Source organism: Geobacter argillaceus (genome assembly GCF_007830735.1).
Taxonomy (GTDB): domain Bacteria; phylum Desulfobacterota; class Desulfuromonadia; order Geobacterales; family DSM-12255; genus Geomobilibacter; species Geomobilibacter argillaceus.
The window spans coordinates 34,464-54,164 of the sequence record NZ_VLLN01000027.1; the positions used below are offsets into that span (position 1 = coordinate 34,464).

Annotated in this window: 16 protein-coding genes; 11 read left to right on the forward strand and 5 right to left on the reverse strand. The window is 58.7% G+C overall.

The genetic code is table 11. The annotated features are described in order from the left end of the window. Positions 1-185: 185 nt before the first annotated feature. The gene (locus JN12_RS16975; RefSeq protein ID WP_145024943.1) at positions 186-1,229 is read right to left on the reverse strand and encodes an acyl-CoA thioesterase; all 1,044 of its coding nucleotides are present in this window, start codon (positions 1,227-1,229) and stop codon (positions 186-188) included. 249 nt (positions 1,230-1,478) lie between these two features. Then, positions 1,479-4,727: a fused isobutyryl-CoA mutase/GTPase IcmF gene (gene icmF, locus JN12_RS16980; protein ID WP_145024945.1), complete on the reverse strand. Its 3,249-nt coding sequence runs from the start codon at positions 4,725-4,727 to the stop codon at positions 1,479-1,481. A 428-nt stretch (positions 4,728-5,155) separates the two neighbouring features. On the opposite strand from icmF, the gene JN12_RS16985 reads away from it, so the two are divergent. The 9 genes from JN12_RS16985 (at position 5,156) to JN12_RS17025 (ending at position 15,155) form a co-directional block, all read left to right on the forward strand. Continuing rightward, positions 5,156-5,920 (forward strand): ABC transporter ATP-binding protein, encoded by a 765-nt coding sequence (locus JN12_RS16985; protein WP_145024947.1) that lies wholly within the window; start codon positions 5,156-5,158, stop codon positions 5,918-5,920. 24 nt (positions 5,921-5,944) lie between these two features. Continuing rightward, the gene (locus JN12_RS16990; RefSeq protein WP_211360574.1) at positions 5,945-7,852 is read left to right on the forward strand and encodes an AMP-binding protein; all 1,908 of its coding nucleotides are present in this window, start codon (positions 5,945-5,947) and stop codon (positions 7,850-7,852) included. Between the two features lie 263 nt (positions 7,853-8,115). Further along, positions 8,116-9,009 (forward strand): branched-chain amino acid ABC transporter permease, encoded by an 894-nt coding sequence (locus JN12_RS16995; protein WP_211360575.1) that lies wholly within the window; start codon positions 8,116-8,118, stop codon positions 9,007-9,009. A 1-nt stretch (position 9,010) separates the two neighbouring features. Next, positions 9,011-10,054 (forward strand): branched-chain amino acid ABC transporter permease, encoded by a 1,044-nt coding sequence (locus JN12_RS17000; RefSeq protein ID WP_145024949.1) that lies wholly within the window; start codon positions 9,011-9,013, stop codon positions 10,052-10,054. A 259-nt stretch (positions 10,055-10,313) separates the two neighbouring features. Then, a complete protein-coding gene (locus tag JN12_RS17005; protein WP_145024951.1) occupies positions 10,314-11,495 on the forward strand; it encodes an ABC transporter substrate-binding protein in 1,182 nt (393 codons plus the stop codon). 69 nt (positions 11,496-11,564) lie between these two features. Further along, the gene (locus tag JN12_RS17010) at positions 11,565-12,356 is read left to right on the forward strand and encodes an ABC transporter ATP-binding protein (RefSeq protein ID WP_145024953.1); all 792 of its coding nucleotides are present in this window, start codon (positions 11,565-11,567) and stop codon (positions 12,354-12,356) included. A gap of 105 nt (positions 12,357-12,461) precedes the next feature. Then, the gene (locus JN12_RS17015) at positions 12,462-12,881 is read left to right on the forward strand and encodes a MerR family transcriptional regulator (protein ID WP_407925392.1); all 420 of its coding nucleotides are present in this window, start codon (positions 12,462-12,464) and stop codon (positions 12,879-12,881) included. A 20-nt stretch (positions 12,882-12,901) separates the two neighbouring features. Next, a complete protein-coding gene (locus JN12_RS17020; protein WP_145024955.1) occupies positions 12,902-13,720 on the forward strand; it encodes a universal stress protein in 819 nt (272 codons plus the stop codon). Positions 13,721-13,850: 130 nt separating this feature from the next. Continuing rightward, positions 13,851-15,155 (forward strand): MFS transporter, encoded by a 1,305-nt coding sequence (locus tag JN12_RS17025; protein WP_145024957.1) that lies wholly within the window; start codon positions 13,851-13,853, stop codon positions 15,153-15,155. A gap of 16 nt (positions 15,156-15,171) precedes the next feature. On the opposite strand, the gene JN12_RS17030 is transcribed toward JN12_RS17025, so the two are convergent. Further along, on the reverse strand, positions 15,172-15,579 hold the full coding sequence (locus tag JN12_RS17030) for a YybH family protein (RefSeq protein ID WP_145024959.1): 408 nt from the start codon (positions 15,577-15,579) through the stop codon (positions 15,172-15,174). 610 nt (positions 15,580-16,189) lie between these two features. On the opposite strand from JN12_RS17030, the gene JN12_RS17035 reads away from it, so the two are divergent. Both JN12_RS17035 and JN12_RS17040 read left to right on the forward strand, forming a co-directional pair. Continuing rightward, entirely contained in the window at positions 16,190-17,812 is a 1,623-nt protein-coding gene (locus tag JN12_RS17035) for a methyl-accepting chemotaxis protein (protein WP_145024961.1), read from the forward strand. Between the two features lie 148 nt (positions 17,813-17,960). Then, positions 17,961-18,368 (forward strand): CZB domain-containing protein, encoded by a 408-nt coding sequence (locus JN12_RS17040; RefSeq protein ID WP_145024963.1) that lies wholly within the window; start codon positions 17,961-17,963, stop codon positions 18,366-18,368. 296 nt (positions 18,369-18,664) lie between these two features. Here JN12_RS17040 and JN12_RS17045 read toward each other — a convergent pair whose 3' ends face one another. Both JN12_RS17045 and JN12_RS17050 read right to left on the reverse strand, forming a co-directional pair. Beyond that, on the reverse strand, positions 18,665-19,024 hold the full coding sequence (locus tag JN12_RS17045) for a hypothetical protein (protein ID WP_145024965.1): 360 nt from the start codon (positions 19,022-19,024) through the stop codon (positions 18,665-18,667). An 18-nt stretch (positions 19,025-19,042) separates the two neighbouring features. Next, positions 19,043-19,663 carry a DUF4339 domain-containing protein gene (locus JN12_RS17050; protein ID WP_145024967.1) on the reverse strand — a complete coding sequence of 207 codons (621 nt, stop codon included), beginning with the start codon at positions 19,661-19,663 and terminating at the stop codon, positions 19,043-19,045. Positions 19,664-19,701: the final 38 nt, after the last annotated feature.

The window sequence follows — 19,701 nt, forward strand, 5'->3', positions numbered from 1 at the left end:
CTCCCTCCCTGAGTAGTGAATCTGAAAAACGGCAGTCAGAATAACACGGAGCAACGAAGCAACGGAGAAATCAGGAAGTTGAATAAAAAAGTACTGCTCCTCTCCAGGTGTGTGCCAAAATCGTCTTGAGTTAACCTTCTACAAGATCCAACTCCGTTGCTCCGTGTTTCAAAAGCTTTTTCAGCTCAGATGATCTCGTGGTGCGCCACGATCGCCTGGTAGCTGCGGTGTGCTGCCAGATAGCGGGCGTCCTCGGCATAGGTGGTTGGGTAGACCGGCGGCACCGGCCGGTGGACCAGGTTCCGGTCCACGTTCACAAAGGTGAACAGGCAGGAGTTGGAGAGGGCCTTGGCGGTCCGTTCGCGGCTGATTCGCTCGATGCTCGCCTCCACGCAGACGAAACTGCCGTTGGTGTAGACCACCCGGCTGGTGTGGTGGAGCTTGTCCCCCATCCTGACCGGGTGGAAGAAGTTTATCCGGTTCACGGCGGCGATAATGGAGCGGTCCGGCGCCACCAGCTCTGAGCAGATGGAGGCGACCTCGTAGGCCCGGCGGATCAGGTAGCCGCCGAAGATCTTTTTCGGCACGTTCTCCTGTTCCGGATACATCCGCTCCCAGGCATCGGCCCCCAGCCGCCCGGTCAGGAGCCCCCGAAAGTCGTAATCCTCCTGGGCGGCATGGAGCGAGGCGAGCAGCTCGAACTCCTCGCGGGTCGGCGGTTCGTGGAGGGCCACCTGCTGCTGCTTGTACTCTTCCCTGCGCTCCAGGGCCTTGCGAGCTCGCGCCTGTTCGGTCATTTCATGGTACTCCAGTGGCGGGAGCGCCACGCTGACCGCATTGTCCCCCATGCCGGAGCGGGCGACCATGGTGAAGTAGCAGGAGGCGATATGGTTGGCCGGCTCGCCCGGCTGTTCCACCCGGATGCCGATCTCCAGGGACGAACGGCCCACATGGTTGATCCTTGCCTCGAACACCAGGTCTTTGGTGACATCGGCGGCATGGCGCACCAGGATGTTGTCGATGGCAGCGGTCACCACCCTCGCCTCGGGGTAGAAGCGGTTGACGTAGTTGAGGGCGGTCTCCTCGGCTACCTTGTCCAGGATCTCCAGCAGCAGGCCGAAGCGGAGATTCCCCTGGAGCGGCTCGTCGATGACCATGAAGCGCCGGCGGAGCGCCGGGTCGGACAGCGACAGGGTCTGATAGAAAGAGGTCTCGTGCGGGGTTGTCATGATATGACTCCTGAGCTTAATGAAATACGGTCCGGGTAATTTTACACCGAACAGCTCATTCGTAAAGAGCCGAATCCTTGAGGCCTCAAGGATTCAGGGAAAGTAGGGCAGATGGGTTGTACTTGCGGCAGCGAGGTTTCGGCCAGATTGTCGTCACCCGCAGGAGTTCCGCGGAGGCGTAGCAGCGCTACGCCGCACAAGGAAACTCTGAGGACGGACGGCAAGGTGGCCGAAACCTCGCTGCCGCTCCTACATGTTCCGGCGGTACTGCCCCCCGACCTCGTAAAGCGCATGGGTGATCTGCCCCAGCGAGGCATGCTTTACCGCCTCCATCAGCTCCCCGAAGATGTTGCCGCCGCTCGTGGCGGTCTGCTGGAGCTTGGCCAGTGCTGGCGCCGCCTTGTCCCGGTTTAGTTCCTGGAAGGCGCGGAGGTTTCTGATCTGCTGTTCCTTCTCCTCCTTGGTGGCCCGGGCCAGTTCGCCCGGCACCTGGTACCCCTCCTCGTCGGCCCGCGGGTTCAGGAAGGTGTTGACGCCGATGATCGGGAGTTCGCCGGAGTGCTTCTTGTGCTCGTAGAGGAGCGATTCGTCCTGGATCTTCGAGCGCTGGTACTGGGTCTCCATTGCCCCCAGCACGCCGCCCCGCTGGTCGATCCGCTCGAATTCGGCAAGCACCGCCTCCTCCACCAGGTCGGTGAGCTCGTCGATAATGAACGCTCCCTGATACGGGTTCTCGTTCCTGGCCAACCCCAGCTCCTTGGTGATGATCATCTGGATCGCCATGGCCCGCCGTACCGAGCCCTCGGTGGGGGTGGTGACCGCCTCGTCAAAGGCGTTGGTGTGCAGGGAGTTGCAGTTGTCGTAGATGGCCATGAGGGCCTGCAGGGTGGTCCGGATGTCGTTGAAGTCCATCTCCTGGGCATGGAGCGACCGGCCGGAGGTCTGGATGTGGTACTTGAGCTTCTGGCTCCGCTCGCCGGCACCGTACTTCTCCCGCATGGTCACTGCCCAGATCCGGCGCGCCACCCGGCCGATGACCGTGTATTCCGGGTCCAGGCCGTTCGAGAAGAAGTAGGAGAGGTTGGGGGCAAAGTCGTCGATCTGCATCCCCCGGGAGAGGTAGTACTCCACGTAGGTGAAGCCGTTGGCCAGGGTGAAGGCGAGCTGGGAGATCGGGTTGGCACCGGCCTCGGCGATGTGGTAGCCGCTGATGGAGACCGAGTAGTAGTTGCGCACCTTGTGGTCGATGAAATAGGCCTGGATATCCCCCATCATCCGGAGCGCGAATTCGGTGGAGAAGATGCAGGTGTTCTGCCCCTGGTCCTCCTTGAGGATGTCGGCCTGCACCGTTCCCCGCACGGTCTGCAGGGTACACTCCCGGATCTCTCCGTACTCTTCTGCAGACGGCTCACGCCCCTGTTCCTGGCGGAATTTATCCACCTGCTGGTCGGTGGCTGCGTTGAAGAACATGGCCAGGATCATGGGGGCCGGGCCGTTGATGGTGATGGAGACGCTGGTGTTGGGGGCGCAGAGGTCGAAGCCGGCAAAGAGCTTCTTCATATCCTCCAGGGTGCAGATGGAGACCCCGCTCTCCCCCACCTTGCCGTAGACGTCGGGCGGGTAGTCCGGGTCCTCGCCGTAGAGGGTGACGCTGTCAAAGGCGGTGGAGAGACGCTTGGCGTCGTCGTCCTTGCACAGGTAGTGGAAGCGGCGGTTGGTCCGCTCCGGGGTCCCTTCGCCGGCGAACTGGCGCTTCGGGTCCTCTTCGACCCGCTTGAAGGGGAAGACCCCGGCGGTGTAGGGGAAGAGGCCGGGCAGGTTCTCCCGGTAGCTCCATTTCACGATCTCGCCGAAATCCTCGAAGTCGGGGAGGGCGACCCTGGGGATGCGGGTGCCGGACAGGGTGGTGGTGTAGAGGTCGGTCCGGATCTCCTTGTCCCTGACCTTGGTGACCAGCTGGTCCTGACGGTAGCTTTCCTTGAGGCGTGGCCAGCCTGTGAGTATCCCGCGGGTCTCCTCCGAGAGCCGGGCATCGTGCTGCCTGATGCTGTCGTCCAGTTCGGCCACCGTTCCTGCCCCGGCAACGAGCTCCCGCGCCCCTTTCAGCTGGAACAGTGAGCGGGCAGCCCGCGCCTGATCGGCCGCATGTTTCTTATAGTTCCTGACCGCATGGACGATTTCCCCCAGGTAGTGGATACGGTCAGGCTGGATGACGTTATTCTGCCGGCTTCCACTGCCGGTGGACAGCAGAGTTGACTGCCAGCCCAGTCCCTTCTTCCCGTTCAGGATCTCGATCAGCCTGCCATAGAGGACGTTGGTGCCGGGATCGTTGAACTGGCTGGCAATGGTGCCGAAGATGGGGAGCGCCTCGTCCGGTTGCTCGAACAGCTGCCGGTTGCGGCGGTACTGCTTGCGGATGTTACGCAGGGCATCCTCGGCCCCCTTGCGTTCGAACTTGTTGAGGGCCACCAGGTCGGCGAAGTCGAGCATGTCGATCTTCTCCAGCTGGGTCGGGGCGCCGAACTCGCAGGTCATGACGTACAGGGAGAGGTCGCAGATCTCCACAATGGCGGCGTCCCCCTGGCCGATGCCAGAGGTCTCCACCACGATCAGGTCGAAACCGGCGGCCCGGACCGTGTCGATGGCGTCCTTGATGGCGGCGGAGAGCTCGGAGCGGGAATCCCGCGTCGCCAGGGAGCGCATGTAGACCCGGCTGGTGTTGATGGCGTTCATCCTGATCCGGTCTCCCAGGAGCGCCCCGCCGGTGCGCTGGCGGGAAGGGTCGACCGCGAGGATCGCCACCCTCTTGTCCGGGAAATCCTTGAGGAAGCGGCGGACCAGTTCGTCGTTCAGCGAGCTCTTGCCGGCGCCGCCGGTGCCGGTGACCCCCACGACCGGGACCTCCCGCGCCATTCTCCGGATCTCATGCCGCAGCTCCCTGACCTCGGCGGTGGCCTCGTGGACAGCCTCCTCAAAGGCGGTGATCAGGGTGTTAACCGACCGCAGGTCGCCTTCGGGGAGCTTCTGTAGCTCGGCCCGGATATCGCGCTTGGGGGCGAAGTCGCACTGCTCCAGCATGAGGTTGATCATCCCCTGAAGCCCCATACGGCGGCCGTCCTCGGGAGAGAATATCTTGGCGATGCCGTACTCCTCCAGTTCACGGATCTCGTCGGGGATGATCACCCCGCCGCCGCCGCCGAAGATCCTGATGTGGCCGGCATTCTGCTCCCGGAGCTGGTCGTGGATATACTTGAAGAACTCGATATGGCCGCCCTGGTAGCAGCTGACGGCGATCCCCTGGGCGTCCTCCTGGACGGCGGCGGTGACGATTTCGCTCACGGAGCGGTTGTGCCCCAGGTGGATCACCTCGGCACCGGAGGACTGGAGGATGCGGCGGATGATGTTGGTGGAGGCGTCGTGTCCGTCAAAGAGGCTTGTTGCCGTCACAAAGCGGACCTTGTGGGTGGTCTTGTAAGGTTGAGGATTCGTCTGATGCATTAAAAATCCCTCCTGTTTACATGGTTTTGTTGTGTGTGAATTAATAAACCCTTGTTTTGTATTTTATATTAAACGGTGCCAATTAATTCGGTAAGCGGTGTGCGAAGCGCTCTTATCTGCTATTCAGAAGATTTATATGGTTGCTAGACTATACTTCGTTTACGTACATGTCAAGCATTTGTAGAACATTTTTTTATCTATATCGAAAATTGGTTGTAACTTCTATTATATCTGATATATACTCGTCGCAACTGGACCGGATGGCATGTCCATGTATGCTGATGGTAGCTCGCATTTGACCAATTGTCTGCGGTTTACGTTAGCTTTATGGGGCACGCTGGGCGGCGGATGCCGGGGTAGTCGTAACTGTAGAAATAGGTTTAACGGCGTTTTAATACGTTCTATTTCGATCGGAGGAGACTGCAACGATGGCCCAGCTTTCCTGCACCGATATCCAGTTGAATTTTGGCGGCGTGCGCGCCTTGTCCGGGGTTTCGTTCGAAGTCACCAAGGGCGAGATATTTGCCATTATCGGACCGAACGGCGCGGGCAAATCCTCCATGCTGAACTGCATCAGCGGCGTTTACCAGCCACAAAAAGGGAAGATCGTTTTCGAAGACACCGATATCTCCGGTCATCCCCCCTACCAGCGGTCCCAAATGGGCATTGCCCGCTCATTCCAGAACATAGCCCTCTTCAAGGGGATGACCGTTATCGACAACCTGATGATCGGTCGCCATCTGCATCAGCATGCCGGCCTTGTCAAGGGGGGCATCTTCCTGGGTCCGGCCCGCAGGGAAGAGATCGTCAACCGGGAGTTCGTCGAAGAGATCATCGAGTTCCTTTCCCTCCAGAGCATCCGCAAAAAGGTGGTCGGCACACTCCCGTACGGTTTCCAGAAGAGGGTCGAACTGGCCCGGGCACTGGCCCTCGAACCGAAGATCCTGCTTCTCGACGAGCCGATGGCCGGCATGAATCTGGGCGAGAAAGAGGACATGTCCCGCTTCATCCTCGACACCAACGAAGAGCGGGGCGTTACCGTGATCATGATCGAGCACGATATGGGTGTCGTGATGGACATCTCCAATGCCGTCTGCGTGCTCGACTTCGGCAGGAAAATCGCCGGCGGCACACCGGAAGAGGTGCAGCAGGATCCGCAGGTCATCAAGGCCTATCTGGGTGACGAGGGGTGAGTGCGGTCGGGAAGGGGGGTGCCGTTGACTATCAATCTGGATGAGGCCACATTCGTCAAACTGCTCAAGGCCAACGCCGAACGATTCGGCGACACAAAGGCCGCCGTGCGGACAAAGAGTCGCGGGATCTGGCAGACGACCTCGTGGCAACAGTATTACGAACAGGTGAAGCACTTTTCCCTGGGTGTCGCCGGGCTCGGGCTCGGGAAGGGAGATGTGGCCGCCATCATCGGAAACAACCGGGCCACCTCCCTGTATGCGGTCATCGGCACCCAGGCGGCCGGAGGCGCAGCCATCTGCCTGCACCATGACGCCACCTCGGCGGAAGTGGCGGCGCTCCTGAAACGCTTCAGTGTGAAGTATGTCATTGCCGAAGACCAGGAGCAGGTAGACAAGATCCTGGACGTCAGAAGCGAGCTGCCGGCGCTGGCCAAGATCATCTACTGCGATCCGCGCGGGATGCGCCGCTACCGGGAGGAGATCCTGCACCCCTTCGCCGAGCTGCTGGAAATCGGCAGCGTAGCGGTCAAGGAGCATCCCGGGGCCTTCGAGCAGAGGATTGCCACGGGGTCCGGCGACGACCCCGCCATGATCTGCACCACCTCGGGCACCACCGGCCCCCCCCGCGGTGCGATGCTCACCTACCGGAACATGCTCAGCATGGCCCAAAGCCTGAATCAGGTGGATGCCAGGCGGCCCACCGATGAATTCGTCTCCTTTCTGCCCCTGGCCTGGTTCGGCGAGCAGTTGACCGCACTGGCCAGTGCCCTGATTGTCGGCTTTACCGTGAATTTCCCCGAAAAGCCGGAAACCGCCCTGGCCGACCTGCGGGAGATCGGTCCGCAGGTCATCTTTTTCCCGCCCCGTGTCTGGGCCGAGCTCGCCTCGTCGGTCCAGGTCAGGATCATGGAGACGACCCCTTTCAAACGGTTCATGTATCGGACCTTCATGCCCATGGGGGAAAAGGTCGCCGAGCTGCGGCTCGCCGGCAAACCGGTCCCCCTGGCCGCGCGCATCCTGCGCGGGTTTGCCCACGTCTGCCTCTTCCGGGCACTGCGGGACCGTCTCGGCCTCTCCCGCGTCCGATCGGCCATGACCGGCGGGTCAGCCCTGGGGGAGGATATCTTCACCTTCTTTCATGCCATTGGCGTCAACCTCAAGCAGGTCTACGGCCTGACCGAAGTTGCCGGGATTGTTTCCATCCACCGGGATGGCGACATCCAGGGGGCAACCGTCGGCCTTCCGCTGCAGGGCACCGAAGTCGCCATAGCCCCTGACGGGGAGATCCTGCTGAAGGGGAGCGGCATCTGCAGCGGGTATTACAACGACAGCAAAGCGACCTCGGCAGCGCTGAAGGATGGCTGGCTCCACACCGGGGATGCGGGCTACCTGGACAAGCGCGGCCACCTGGTCGTCATCGACCGGCTCCGGGACGTGCTCACGCTTGCCGACGGCTCAGTGCTGGCGCCGCAAAGCGTGGAAGGGAAGCTGAAGTTCTCCCCCTACATCAAGGAGGCCGTAGTCATCGGCTCGGGGAATCCGTTCCTGACGGCACTCGTCTGCATGGATGGGCGCATCGTCGGCAAATGGGCCGGCGACAACAAGATAGCCTTCACCACTTACAGCGATCTCGTCGCCAAGCCGGAAGTGGCGGACTTCATCGCCGGCGAGCTGGCCAAGGCGAACCGGGAGCTGCCCGAAGCCTCCCGCATCAAGCGTTTCGCCCTGCTCTACAAGGACCTCGATGCCGACGAGGATGAGCTCACCCGGACCGGCAAGGTGCGCCGGGCAGTGGTGGCGGAGCGGTACCGGGAGATTATCGAGGCCCTCAATACGGACGTGGAACAGCTCCCCATCGATGTCACCATCGACCTGCAGGACGGCAAGAGCGCCAGGATCGTCTCCACGGTCCATTTCAGGAATTTGAGTTAAGGAGCGAAACCGATTCATTTACAACGTGGTCCGGCTGCACAGCTTTGAAGCCCCGTTAGGGGCGCTCGCATGTAGCCGGGGGATTCATCCCCCGGATGCGTTGCCGATATATCCCTGCGTCACGTATGTGACGGGAGTGGCATTTTGCCAAGATGACCGGGGAATAAATTCCCCGGCTACAGGCACTCTGTCCCTACGGGACGTAGGCAAGAACCTAACTTGACAACTGCTGATTCATTTACGACTCCCAAGGGGAAAACCAGATGGACATGACCTTCCTGCTGCAGCTGCTGATCAACGGCCTGGTGGTGGGCAGCATCTATTCGCTGGTCGCAACCGGTTTTGTCATCATCTACAAGGCAACCAGCGCGCTCAACCTGGCCCAGGGCGAGTTCCTGATGGTCGGCGCCTACATCTGCCTTGATATGCTGACCAGGCACAACGTTCCCTTCTTTCAGTCCTTCCTGATCACCCTGGCATTTTCCGCTCTGCTCGGGCTCCTGATCGAGCGGACCATCCTTCGGCCGCTGATCGGATCACACCTGATCTCGGTGATCATGGTCACCCTCGGTCTGGGCAGCATCCTGAAAGCGCTCCTGCAGATGGCCTACGGCACGAGCACGATCCCCTTCCCGGAGGTATTCCCCACCACGCCGGTCCAGATCGGCCCGATTCCCGTTTCCCAGGGTTATCTCTACGCACTGGTCTGCGTCTCGATCCTGGTGGCGCTCTTGACGCTCTTCTTCAAGTACGCCAAGGCCGGCGTGGCCATGCGGGCGACCGCGTCGAACCAGCAGGTGGCGCTCTCCATGGGGATCAGCGTCAAGAAGATGTTTGCCCTTGCCTGGAGCATCTCGGCCGTCGTGTCCGCCGTCGGCGGCATCCTGCTGGGGACGATCCGTGGCGGGGTCGACATGTCGTTGGCGTTCATGGGGCTCAAGGTCCTGCCGGTTGTGATCCTGGGCGGGCTCGACAGCATCCTCGGCGCCATCGTGGGGGGGGTCATCATCGGCGTCCTGGAGAACCTCTCCGGCGGCTATCTCGACCCGCTCGTCGGTGGCGGCATCAAGGAGGTCGCCCCGTACATCGCCCTGATCCTGATCCTGATGTTCAAACCGTACGGCCTGTTCGGCAAACGCAAAATAGAAAGGGTCTGATATGCAATGCGGTGATTTCAACACGAGTTATGCAGCGGACATGACCATCTTCGAGACCCGCTCGACCCGGATCATGGTCTTCCTGTTCGTCTGCCTGGTATTTTCGGTGCCGTTCTACTCGACGAGCTATCTCCTCGATGTCGGCAACCGGATCGGTATCGCCATCATCGCTGCCATTGGCCTCAATATCCTGACCGGCTTCACCGGCCTGATCTCCCTCGGCAATGCGGCATTCATGGCCATCGGCGCATTTTCGGCCGGCTACCTGGGGATCCGGTTCGGGCTGCCGTTCTATCTCTGCATCCCGCTGGCCGGCATGGTGACCGCCATCCTGGGGATGGTCGTCGGCATCCCGTCCCTCAGGATCAAGGGGCTGTATCTGGCAATGGCCACCCTTGCCGCCCACTTCATCGTCGAATTCCTCATCATAAAATGGGAATCGGTCACCGGCGGGGTCGCCGGTCTCACCATGCCGACCCCGAAACTGGGGAGCCTTGCCCTCGACAACGACCGGAAGATCTTCTACCTGATCTACATTGTCGTTGTTGCCGCCGTGCTGTTCGGTCGCAACCTGTTCCGGACCAAGCCGGGCAAGGCGTTTATCGCCATCCGCGACCAGGCCATCTCCGCCGAGGTCATGGGGGTCAACCTCCTCAAGTACAAGCTGATGTCGTTTGGCATCAGCTCCTATTTCGTGGGCACCGCAGGCGCCCTGATGGCCTACCAGGCAAAGATCATCTCCCCGGAAACCTTCCCGATCACCGTGGCCATCGACCAGTTGGGGATGATCATCATCGGCGGCATGGGGAGCATCCTCGGCTCCATTTTCGGCGCCGTCTTCATCACCCTGCTGCCGGAACTCCTGCGGCTGGTGACGACCTCCATGTCGGCCAGTTATCCGCAACTGGTCACGGTGTTTTCCTCCCTGAAGGAGCTGGTGTTCGGGGTCCTGGTCATCGTCTTTCTCATCTTCGAGCCAGCCGGCATGGCTGCACGGTGGCACAGCATTAAGAACTATTGGAAGCTGTACCCGTTTTCCCATTAGTAGATTCCGTCCCGTAGGGACAGAATGCCTGTGGCCCGGCGATTTATCGCCGGGGCCCGTGGATTGTCATATGGTTTTCGTCACGTACGTGACTGAAGGGGAAGTCTGATCCATTACCGGGGGATGAATCCCCCGGCTACAGGCATTCTGTCCCGATGGGACGGAACCGAATGTGACAAAGACAGTATTAGGCATGGACACGGAGCAGTGATTGGCGATGCAGTAGCGTGGGCAGTATCAACCAGAAAAGGAGGAGCAGATGAAAAAGTACACCGGCATGTTGGCAATGGCGGCAGCACTGCTGCTGGCTCTCCCGGCGTGGGGAGCGGAGTCGATCAAGGTTGGCGGGCTGTGGGATCTGACCGGTGTCACCGCCGATGTGGGGAAGCCGTTCGCCGAAGGGGTCCAGGATGCCATCGCCCACGTCAACAGCAAAGGGGGGGTGAACGGCAAGAAGATCGAGCTGATCAACGTTGACTACGCCTACAAGATTCCCCAGGCCAATGCCACCTACAAGAAGTTCGTGGAGCAGGACAAGGTCGTCATGATCAACGGCTGGGGAACCGGCGACACCGAGGCGCTGAAAGACACCATCTCCAAGGACAAGATTCCGTACTTTTCCGCCTCGTTCTCCGGCCATCTGACCAATCCGGCCAAGACCCCGTACAATTTCTTCGTCGGCGCCAGCTACTCGGACCAGATCCGCGGCTTTCTCCAGCATGTCAAGAAGAACTGGAAGGACAAGTCCCGTGCCCCCAAGGTCGCCTTCATCTATCCGAATCACGGCTTTGGCAAGGCCCCTATCGAGGCAGGCAGGCAGTATGCCAAGGAGCTGGGGATCGACCTGGTGCATGAGGAGATCATCCCTGCCAGCTTCCAGGATGTCACCTCCAACCTGCTGAACATGCAGAAGAAAGCACCCGACTATGCCTATGTGCAGACCACGGTTTCCTGGTGTGCGGTGCTGCTCAAGGATGCCAAGAAACTGGGGATCAAGACCGTGTTCTTCCTCGGCAACTACGGCATGACCGAGGCGTTGCCCGCTCTGGCGAAAGATGCTGCTGAAGGGGTGTACGGCATGGCAACCCATGTCCCCTACGGCGCCAATGTTCCCGGCATGAAACAGATTCTGGAGTTCAACAAGAAAAACCCGGCCAACAGCGCCGACACCGTGTATATCCGTGGCTGGGCCTATGGCCTCACCTGGGCCGAAGGGCTGAGGATCGCCGACAAGAACAAGCAGCTGACCGGCGAAGGGGTGAAGAAGGCGCTGGAAACCCTGAAGAACTTCGACACCGGCGGTCTGACCCCGCCCGTGACCTATACCGCCGCCGACCACCGGCCGACCACCAAGACCACGATCTACGTGATCAAGGGGGGCAAGATGGCCAAGGTCGAAGACCAGGAGACCCCGCGCAGGAAAGAGTGGCTGGGGCTGTAACCAGGACCATCACGGCGCTGCAGGTGGCGACTCCCTGCAGCGCTCTTCGCCGGCCGCGAGGGGATCGACATGCTGCGTATCAACAATGCCGAAGTGATCTACAATCGCGTCATCCTCGTCCTCAAAGGGCTGACCATGGAGGTGCCCGAAGGACGGATCGTTGCCCTGCTCGGGGCGAACGGTGCCGGCAAGAGCACGACGCTGAAGGCCATCTCCGGTCTGCTCCGGTCGGAAGAGGGGGAGGTGTCCGACGGGACCATCGAGTTCATGGGGGAGTCGATCAACAACCTGCACCCCGAGGAGATCGTCCGCAAGGGTATCTTTCAGGTCATGGAGGGGCGGCGGGTATTCGAGGACATGACGGTCGAGGAGAACATCACCGTCGGCGGCCACACCCGCACGGACGCGGCCGGTTTCAAGCGCGACCGGGAGCTGGTGTACGACTACTTTCCCCGGCTGCGTGAGCGGAGGAACCAGCTTTCCGGTTACCTGAGCGGCGGCGAGCAGCAGATGCTCGCCATCGGCCGGGCGCTCATGGCGCGGCCGAAGCTGATGCTCCTGGATGAACCGTCCCTGGGGATCGCTCCGCTTCTGGTGCAGGAGATATTCCAGCTCATCAAGAAGATCAATACCGAGGAGAAGACCACCATTCTCCTGGTGGAGCAGAATGCCAACGTGGCGCTTGGCATCTGCGATTATGCCTATATCATGGAAGGGGGCAGGGTCGTCCTCAATGGCACTACGGAACAGATGAAGGCCAACGAGGACGTGAAGGAGTTCTATCTGGGGATGGCAGAAGGGGCAGGGAAAAAGAGCTATCGGGATCTCAAGCAGTATCGCCGCCGGAAAAGATGGCTGTAACGGGAAGCCGGCACTACGGCCGAACATGACCTAAGGAGCAGTTCACGCAGCTCTGCTCATTGCGACGGATGCGTCGGGAGAAACAGGACGCGACGGGTGAGGCCCATGATGCATGACAACAACGAAGGATACATTTCGATCGGCAACCTGGCCAAGGATATCGGTCTGACGACCAGGACCCTTCGCTATTATGAAGAGATGGGGATCATGACGCCACCACAGCGTCTTGAGGGAGCCATCCGGGTATATGCCCCGAGTGACGTACGCAAGCTCAAGTTCATCCTCAGGTTGAAGGAGCTGGGTCTGACCATCAAGGAGATGCAGGAGCTTGACGCCGTGTACGCCGAGGCAAAGGAAACCGACCGGATCATTCCCCGCCTGATCGAAATGCTCGACCATCATATCAACAACCTGGATGAAAAGATGGCCAAGCTGGCCTCGTTGCGGCAGGAGATCGTCGAATACCGGCACCGGATGATCAAACGGTTCCAGCTTGAACCTGACAAGCCGGTACCGGGCACGTGATGCGATAAGGAGTATCAGCCATGGCAATCAAGGACATCCTGCTCCATCTGGACAATTCGCCGAGTTGCCCGTCACGGATCGAGTTTGCCGTCAACCTGGCGCTCAGCCATGGAGCCCATCTGAAAGGGCTCTACGTATTGACGCACCCCTATTACGCGTCGCGCCACGACAAGGGCGAATCGGATCAGATCGAAGCGGTCAAGGCACAGTTTCTCGACAAGACGGGTCAGGCAGGCATTTCCGCCGAATGGCTCTACGTGGACTGGTCCGTTGTCGGCGTCGGCGTTTCCGAGGTGGTTGATCTCTACGCCTACTACTCCGACCTGTTGATCGTCGGCCAACCGGATCTCGCCTCCCGGAACGCCGGAACCCCCGACGACCTTCCCGAGCGGCTGGGGCTGGGAATCGGCCGGCCGCTCCTGGTGGTCCCCTATGCCGGCACCTTCTCCCCCGAAGTCAACCGGGTCATGGTTGCCTGGAAAACCGGCCGGGAGTCGTCCCGCGTGATCCACGATTCGCTCCCGATCCTGCGGAAGGCGGCTCATGTCAGCATCGTGACCGTCGGGGCACAGGGTAAGCAGGATGACTCCGTTGAGCGCGATGCCCGGTCCGTCTGTACCTATCTGGCCAGGCACGGCATAACGGCCACGCACGACTGGATTCTGACTACCTCGAATTTCCCGATCGGGGACGTGCTCCTCAATCACGCCTGTGAGCAGACGATGGACCTGCTCGCCATGGGGGCGTTCGCCCCGACCCGACGCGGTGCCTTCGTGCTGGGACCGATCGCCCGGCACCTGATGGCCCACATGACGGTCCCGGTCCTGATCTCCCACTAGCGCCCCGTGGGCAGATGAGAGCCCGGGCGTCGGGCCTGGCTGGTGACCATGTCGGCTCTGCCGCGGCCGCAGAGCACAAAAAATCTCGAATCACGCTCGTGTGACCGAAAACGAGACGGAGCCCCCGACCATGCCTTCCTATAACCGTAACCGTTTCCTTCTTGCCCGCTGGTCGATCTATACCATCCTTGTCATTACCTACATGCTGGTCTTCTTTCACCGGATGGCCCCGGCGGTGATCTCGGCCGACCTGATGAAAGCGTTCAACACCTCGGGCGCCGCACTTGGGTCGCTGGCTGCCATGTATTTCTACATCTACACGGCCATGCAGATTCCGGCCGGCGTGCTGGCGGACACCCTGGGTGCGCGGGTCACGGTGACCGGCGGCAGCCTGATCGCCGGGGCCGGTTCCCTGCTGTTCGGCCTGGCCGGCACCTTCGCCGGGGTCTCCACCGGCCGTGCCCTGGTGGGACTGGGTGTTTCGGTGGTCTTCGTCGGGCTCTTCAAGAGCAACAGCGTCTGGTTTCGCGAGCGCAATTTCGGCCTGATCAGCGGCCTGACCCTCCTGCTCGGCAACATCGGCGCCATCGCCTCGGCCGGCCCCCTGGCCGGGCTGCTCCGGACCTACTCCTGGCGTTCCGTCTTCCTGGTGCTGGGGATCGTCACCATCGTCCTGGCCCTGCTGACGGCGCTGTTCGTGCGCAACCAACCGGAAGACCTCGGTTTCCCGTCAATGAGGGAGATGGAGGGGAAAGCCAGCCATGCGGCGCGTCACCAGCACTGGTGGCAGGCGTTGAAGAGCGTTGTCAGGACCGGGGCGGCCTGGCCGGTGTTGTGGGTCGATCTGGGGATGGTGGGGGGGATGCTTGGCTTCGTGGGGTTGTGGGCGATTCCGTACCTGCGCGATGTGCACGGCCTCGGGCGCTCGTCAGCGGCCGTGTACACCACCATTTCGCTGGCGGGCTTTGCCGTCGGTTCGATGCTGTTCGGCTGGTTTTCCGACCGGATGGGGCGGCGCAAGCCGGTCATCATCGCCGGCACGCTGATCTACACCCTGGCCTGTCTCGGCCTGGCGTACGCGCCCTGGAGTCCCGGGCCGGCGGGGCTGGTCCTGTTCGCCCTGCTCGGGTTCGGCACCGGCGGCTTCATCGTCACCTTTGCCGCTGCCAAGGAGGTGGTGGCGCCGGCCCTGTCCGGGATGGCGGTCGGCATGGTCAATACCGGCCTGTTCTTCGGAGCGGCCGTGATGCAGCCGCTGTTCGGCTGGGCAATGGATCTGGCCTGGGATGGCAGGACAATGAACGGCCTGCGCGTGTACGCGGCCGGTGACTATCACTCCGGATTTCTGTTCATGCTCGGGTTTGCGGTAATCGCAATTGTCGGAGCCAGCAGGATCAGGGAAACCCATTGCCGCAATCTGACCATTGACGGCTGAAGCGCCGGATGTCTGCTCAGTGGGCGATGGACTGCCGGTACTTGTTGATCTCCCGGATCAGTTCGGTCCGGTCGAAGTAGATCTCGTTGCGGCGAATCTTGCCTTCTTCGTTGAACTGCATGAAGCAAAGCGCCGAACACTCGACGATCTTCTCTCCCACCGGAATCCGTGCCTGCAGCCGGTTCATGAACCCGCCTTCGATCGGGATCGGTTCCACCTGTGTCCAGACCCAGGTGGGGTTATTCCCCAGCACCTTCACGAAATACGCGGTTAGTTCCTCGATTCCCCTGATGCCCGCCGGACGGCCGGGGTCGAGAAAGAACGCGTCGTTGGCATAAAATGCCAGCAGTTTTTCGGGATTGTTTCCTGTCCAGCAGGGCAGCCAGCGGTCAGTGAATGCTCGCGCTTCTTCGACGGTCATCATGGATAAGGTTCCTCGTTGAAGGGGAGTGTACAGAATTTTGGAGAGATTATCCTTATCCGGTGGAAAAAACAACCTACATTCTGCGTAGTAACGTCACTGCGGCAATCTTAGCCCGGACGAATTTTCGCTGCGCCTGTCCACGTCCTACAGGTGCCCGGACCTAAACCGTCATCGTCTTCAGATCAACTGACAGTGTGAGATGCGCCCCTGCCGTCTTCAGCGGTCACCCATTAAAAGGCGGCTGTCAGCGGCAAAAACGTTCCCTAGGTATTCGTCATGGGGTCAGGTTCAACATGTAAATATTGTCCAGCCGTTTCCTGACCCCGCCAGGGTACCCCCCTCCCGTAGCATCTTTCCGCCTTTCATTAATTGCTAAAGATTTCAACGTTGCCGTCGAAAATAAAATATGAGTTTGATTTGTTAATACGCTGTTTTTACTGGTGAAAGAGAGGTGATGCCTATGGTTGTGGTCTTGGCAAATTTTCTTGTTTTTGCTTTGTGGCATGCAACATAGAACATCCTATGGCGGAACCAATTCCGTGGTAACAAGGGTAAGAGAGGCAGGCGCTGTTGGAGTTTGGATAACCATTTACTAATGAGGAGTGTAAATATGAAAAATTTGAAAATTGGTGGCAAGCTGTTCATGGGATTTGGGATCGTATTATTGATACTCATCCTCTCTACCGCCGTGGGACTGCGATCGCTGGCAGGTAACGACAAGCACCTTGTGGAAATCGGAAACGCTCAGAAGGCGGCCGAGAATGCATCAAGCATTAGAAACAACATCACCCGAATCGTTGACGCGACAAAGAGCCTGATTCTTCTCGATAATGTGGATCAAAAGAAGCAAGTCCTGGCTGATATTGATGGGTTCAGAAAAGCCTATAAGGAGGACATGGCTGCCCTCCTCAAAAATTTGGAAACCGCCGAAGGCAAGCAGTTGGCTGAAAAACTCCAGGAAGGGATTGCGACGGGGAAAGAGACCAGTATCAAGCTGATAGACATGGCAATGCATAACGACAGGCAGGGTTTCATAACGCTGTGGCAACAAGAGGCAAACCCGAAAAACGAACACATCTTCGCCCTCTGCAAGGAGCTATATGAGCACTTCAACAAGTTGTCGGTGGCGAGCAATGCGGACGCAGTGAACAGTAACCGGCAAGCGAAAATGGTGTCGATTGTCTTCAGTGTTCTGGCAATTATTTTCAGCATTATCGTCGCAGGGTACTCAACCCGGGTAATCACCGTCCCGATCCGCCGATGCGTAAATGTGGCGGAACGGATCGCCTCAGGAGATCTGACGGTTGAGATAAATGCTGATGGCAATGACGAGACGGCGTACCTGATGATGGCGATGCAGCACATGACCGATAGCCTGAGGGGAACCATTACGACGCTGAGTAAGGCCTCCATGGATATCTCTTCAGCAGCGACGCAGCTTCATGCGACTTCGGGCCAGATGGTGGAGGGGGCCGAAGAGGTGGTGGCCCAAGCAAGTTCCGTAGCCACCGCGGGAGAGGAGATGGCCGCCACAGCGGGGGAAATCGCGCAGAACTGCCATATGACAGCGACGAGCGCCAATCAGGCGAACACGGTTGCTGTGGAAGGCGTCAAGGTGGTGGAGAACACAGTTGTGGTGATGGGAACAATTGCGGAACGGGTAAAATCGGTCGCGAAATCGGTCGACGGACTCGGGATTCGGTCCGAGCAGATCGGTGAGATCATCGGCACCATCGAGGACATCGCCGACCAGACTAATCTTCTCGCCCTCAACGCGGCAATCGAGGCCGCCCGGGCCGGCGAGCAGGGGCGCGGGTTCGCTGTCGTAGCCGACGAAGTCCGGGCTCTGGCGGAGAGGACCGCAAAAGCCACGCGAGAAATCAGCGTGATGATCAAATCGATCCAGGAGGAAACAAAAGTAGCCGTCACCGACATGGAGGAGGGTGTCCAGGAGGTGGAAAATGGAACAACGGAGGCGGCGAAATCGGGACAGGCTCTCCAGGCGATCCTCGAGCAGATTAATGCGGTGACCCAACAGGCAAATCAGATTGCCACCGCAGCCGAAGAACAGACCGCCACTACCAGCGAAATCAGTAGTAATATGCAAGGGATAACCAACATCGTTCAGCGCTCTGCCACCGGCGCAACCGAAACGGCTAGCTCTGCATCACAGCTTTCACATCTCGCTCTAGAGTTGCAGCATATAGTGGGGCAGTTCAAGATCGCTGCATGACCTTCGGTAGCCATAGGTATCAGACCTACACACGTGACATGAAAAGGCTTTGTTGAAAGTGTAGGTCTGATCCCAGGCATTCCCTGACACCCAGGCATTCCCTGTTTAAGATCTTCTTTATATCAGTAATCACGATGGAGGGTATGAAATGAAAGCCAGGGAACTCAACAAGGCGATAGCTGCTCATGGTGTATGGAAAGTGCGTCTGCATGAGGCAATAACGAGCGGGACGAGCGAATACCGGCCGGAATCGGTAGCGCTTGACACAGCATGCGAGTTCGGCAAGTGGTTTTATGCCATTCCTGTTGCGGAACGGCCGGCAGAGCTCTGGGGGAAGGTGCAAAGACTTCATGCACTGTTTCACAAAGAGGCAGGCAGGATACTGGAGTTCGCGCTGGAGGGGAATCCGGAAGAGGCGCTTGCCCTGATGACCGATCTGGGGGGCGTATTCGTCTCCACATCGATCGAGCTGAGCAACACTCTCTACGCATGGAAGCAGCAGGTGCTGGAGGAAACGGACCGGGTTGCGCTGGTTCCGGCCTGTGAGACCGCCTGAAAGGGGGGGGAGGGCTCCCGGCCTCAGAGCCGGCCGGAATTCGCGGCGGCGTCTAACTGTCTGGTTGGGTCATCTCGGCATTTCTCTCTCATAAAATGGAAAATGGAGAGTTGACCCCTTTACTCGCTTTACTTCTCTGGAGAGTTGACCCCTTTACTTCTCTGATTTTTCCAACGCCATAAAGCTGACCAGCCCGCCCAGCTTTTCCGGGCGGTCTGGTCGAGCCGCAAGTTGGACATTCGGTGTTCTCGCCGTTTCATCCTTTTGTTCGTATAGAGTTAAACGTGCCCTGTATGTTACTTTCCGAAACCGATTTCACTTGATTCAACGGCTAATTCATGGCGTTCCCAATCTTCTCCCTTGAACTTTGTACGGACTGATATATTGATCTTTTGGGGTGCGTAAACCGCCGCATCTTTGAAATAGATTTCCTGCTCGGCCATAAGATCTGTAGCCTTCGCCATACCTCTCTTGATACCCCTGATATACCATTCGATTGCCTTCTGTTTCATGGCTTCAGGAATTGACTCAAGTGCCTCTTCTAAATCCAAACTTGGATACCGCGAATGATTAGGTTTTTGTTTAGTTGCCTTGGCTATTCCGTTTACCGCCTTACGATAAGTGGCAGAAGCAGCAGAACCTGGTGAGTTACTCATATATGTGTCCTCCGAGCTTTAAATGAATATGCATAAAATAAATGCCACAATCCATACGATGAAATAGGCCAAATTTTGTTTTAATGCTTTAGAACGTTTGTAAAGATAAACTGGAACGAGCCACGCTGATCCGAGCTTCAAGGCCCTTGTATTGTGCCCTGCTGCATTTAATTTCCTTTCATCAAGAAGTGCAAGCACGATATTAAGTCCCACATTAACCATCCAGAACATATGGGATTGAAACAGTTCGGTTAAAATCGATACAATGATTGCTCCAATAATTGGAGCAAAAGCGAGAATCCAGACGAATGTGTTGTTTACACCGTCTCCAATGAGAGGCGGCGGTCCTTCAAAATATTGGCTAAGTTCTGTCTCTTCTGCTTTCTTCCACTCGGGCATACCGTCTTGCCAGACTTTTGTAAATCGATAGATGGTGTGGTTGTTCTTTGCTAACATCTTGATTTTTGAAGAAGGTATTGGCCCAACTTTTTTGCCATCTTCTTCGTAATACCAACTCTTGCCATCATTTTCTTCTATGGCTGATGCTGGTGTATTCTGCAACAACGCGGCGGGGTTCTTTAAGGTCCCTGACTCCGTGACGGCAAATTCAGCAATTTGAAATTTGCCAGCTGTAACCATTTGAAGTTCTTTGATAATTAAGCTATTTTGCTATGCAA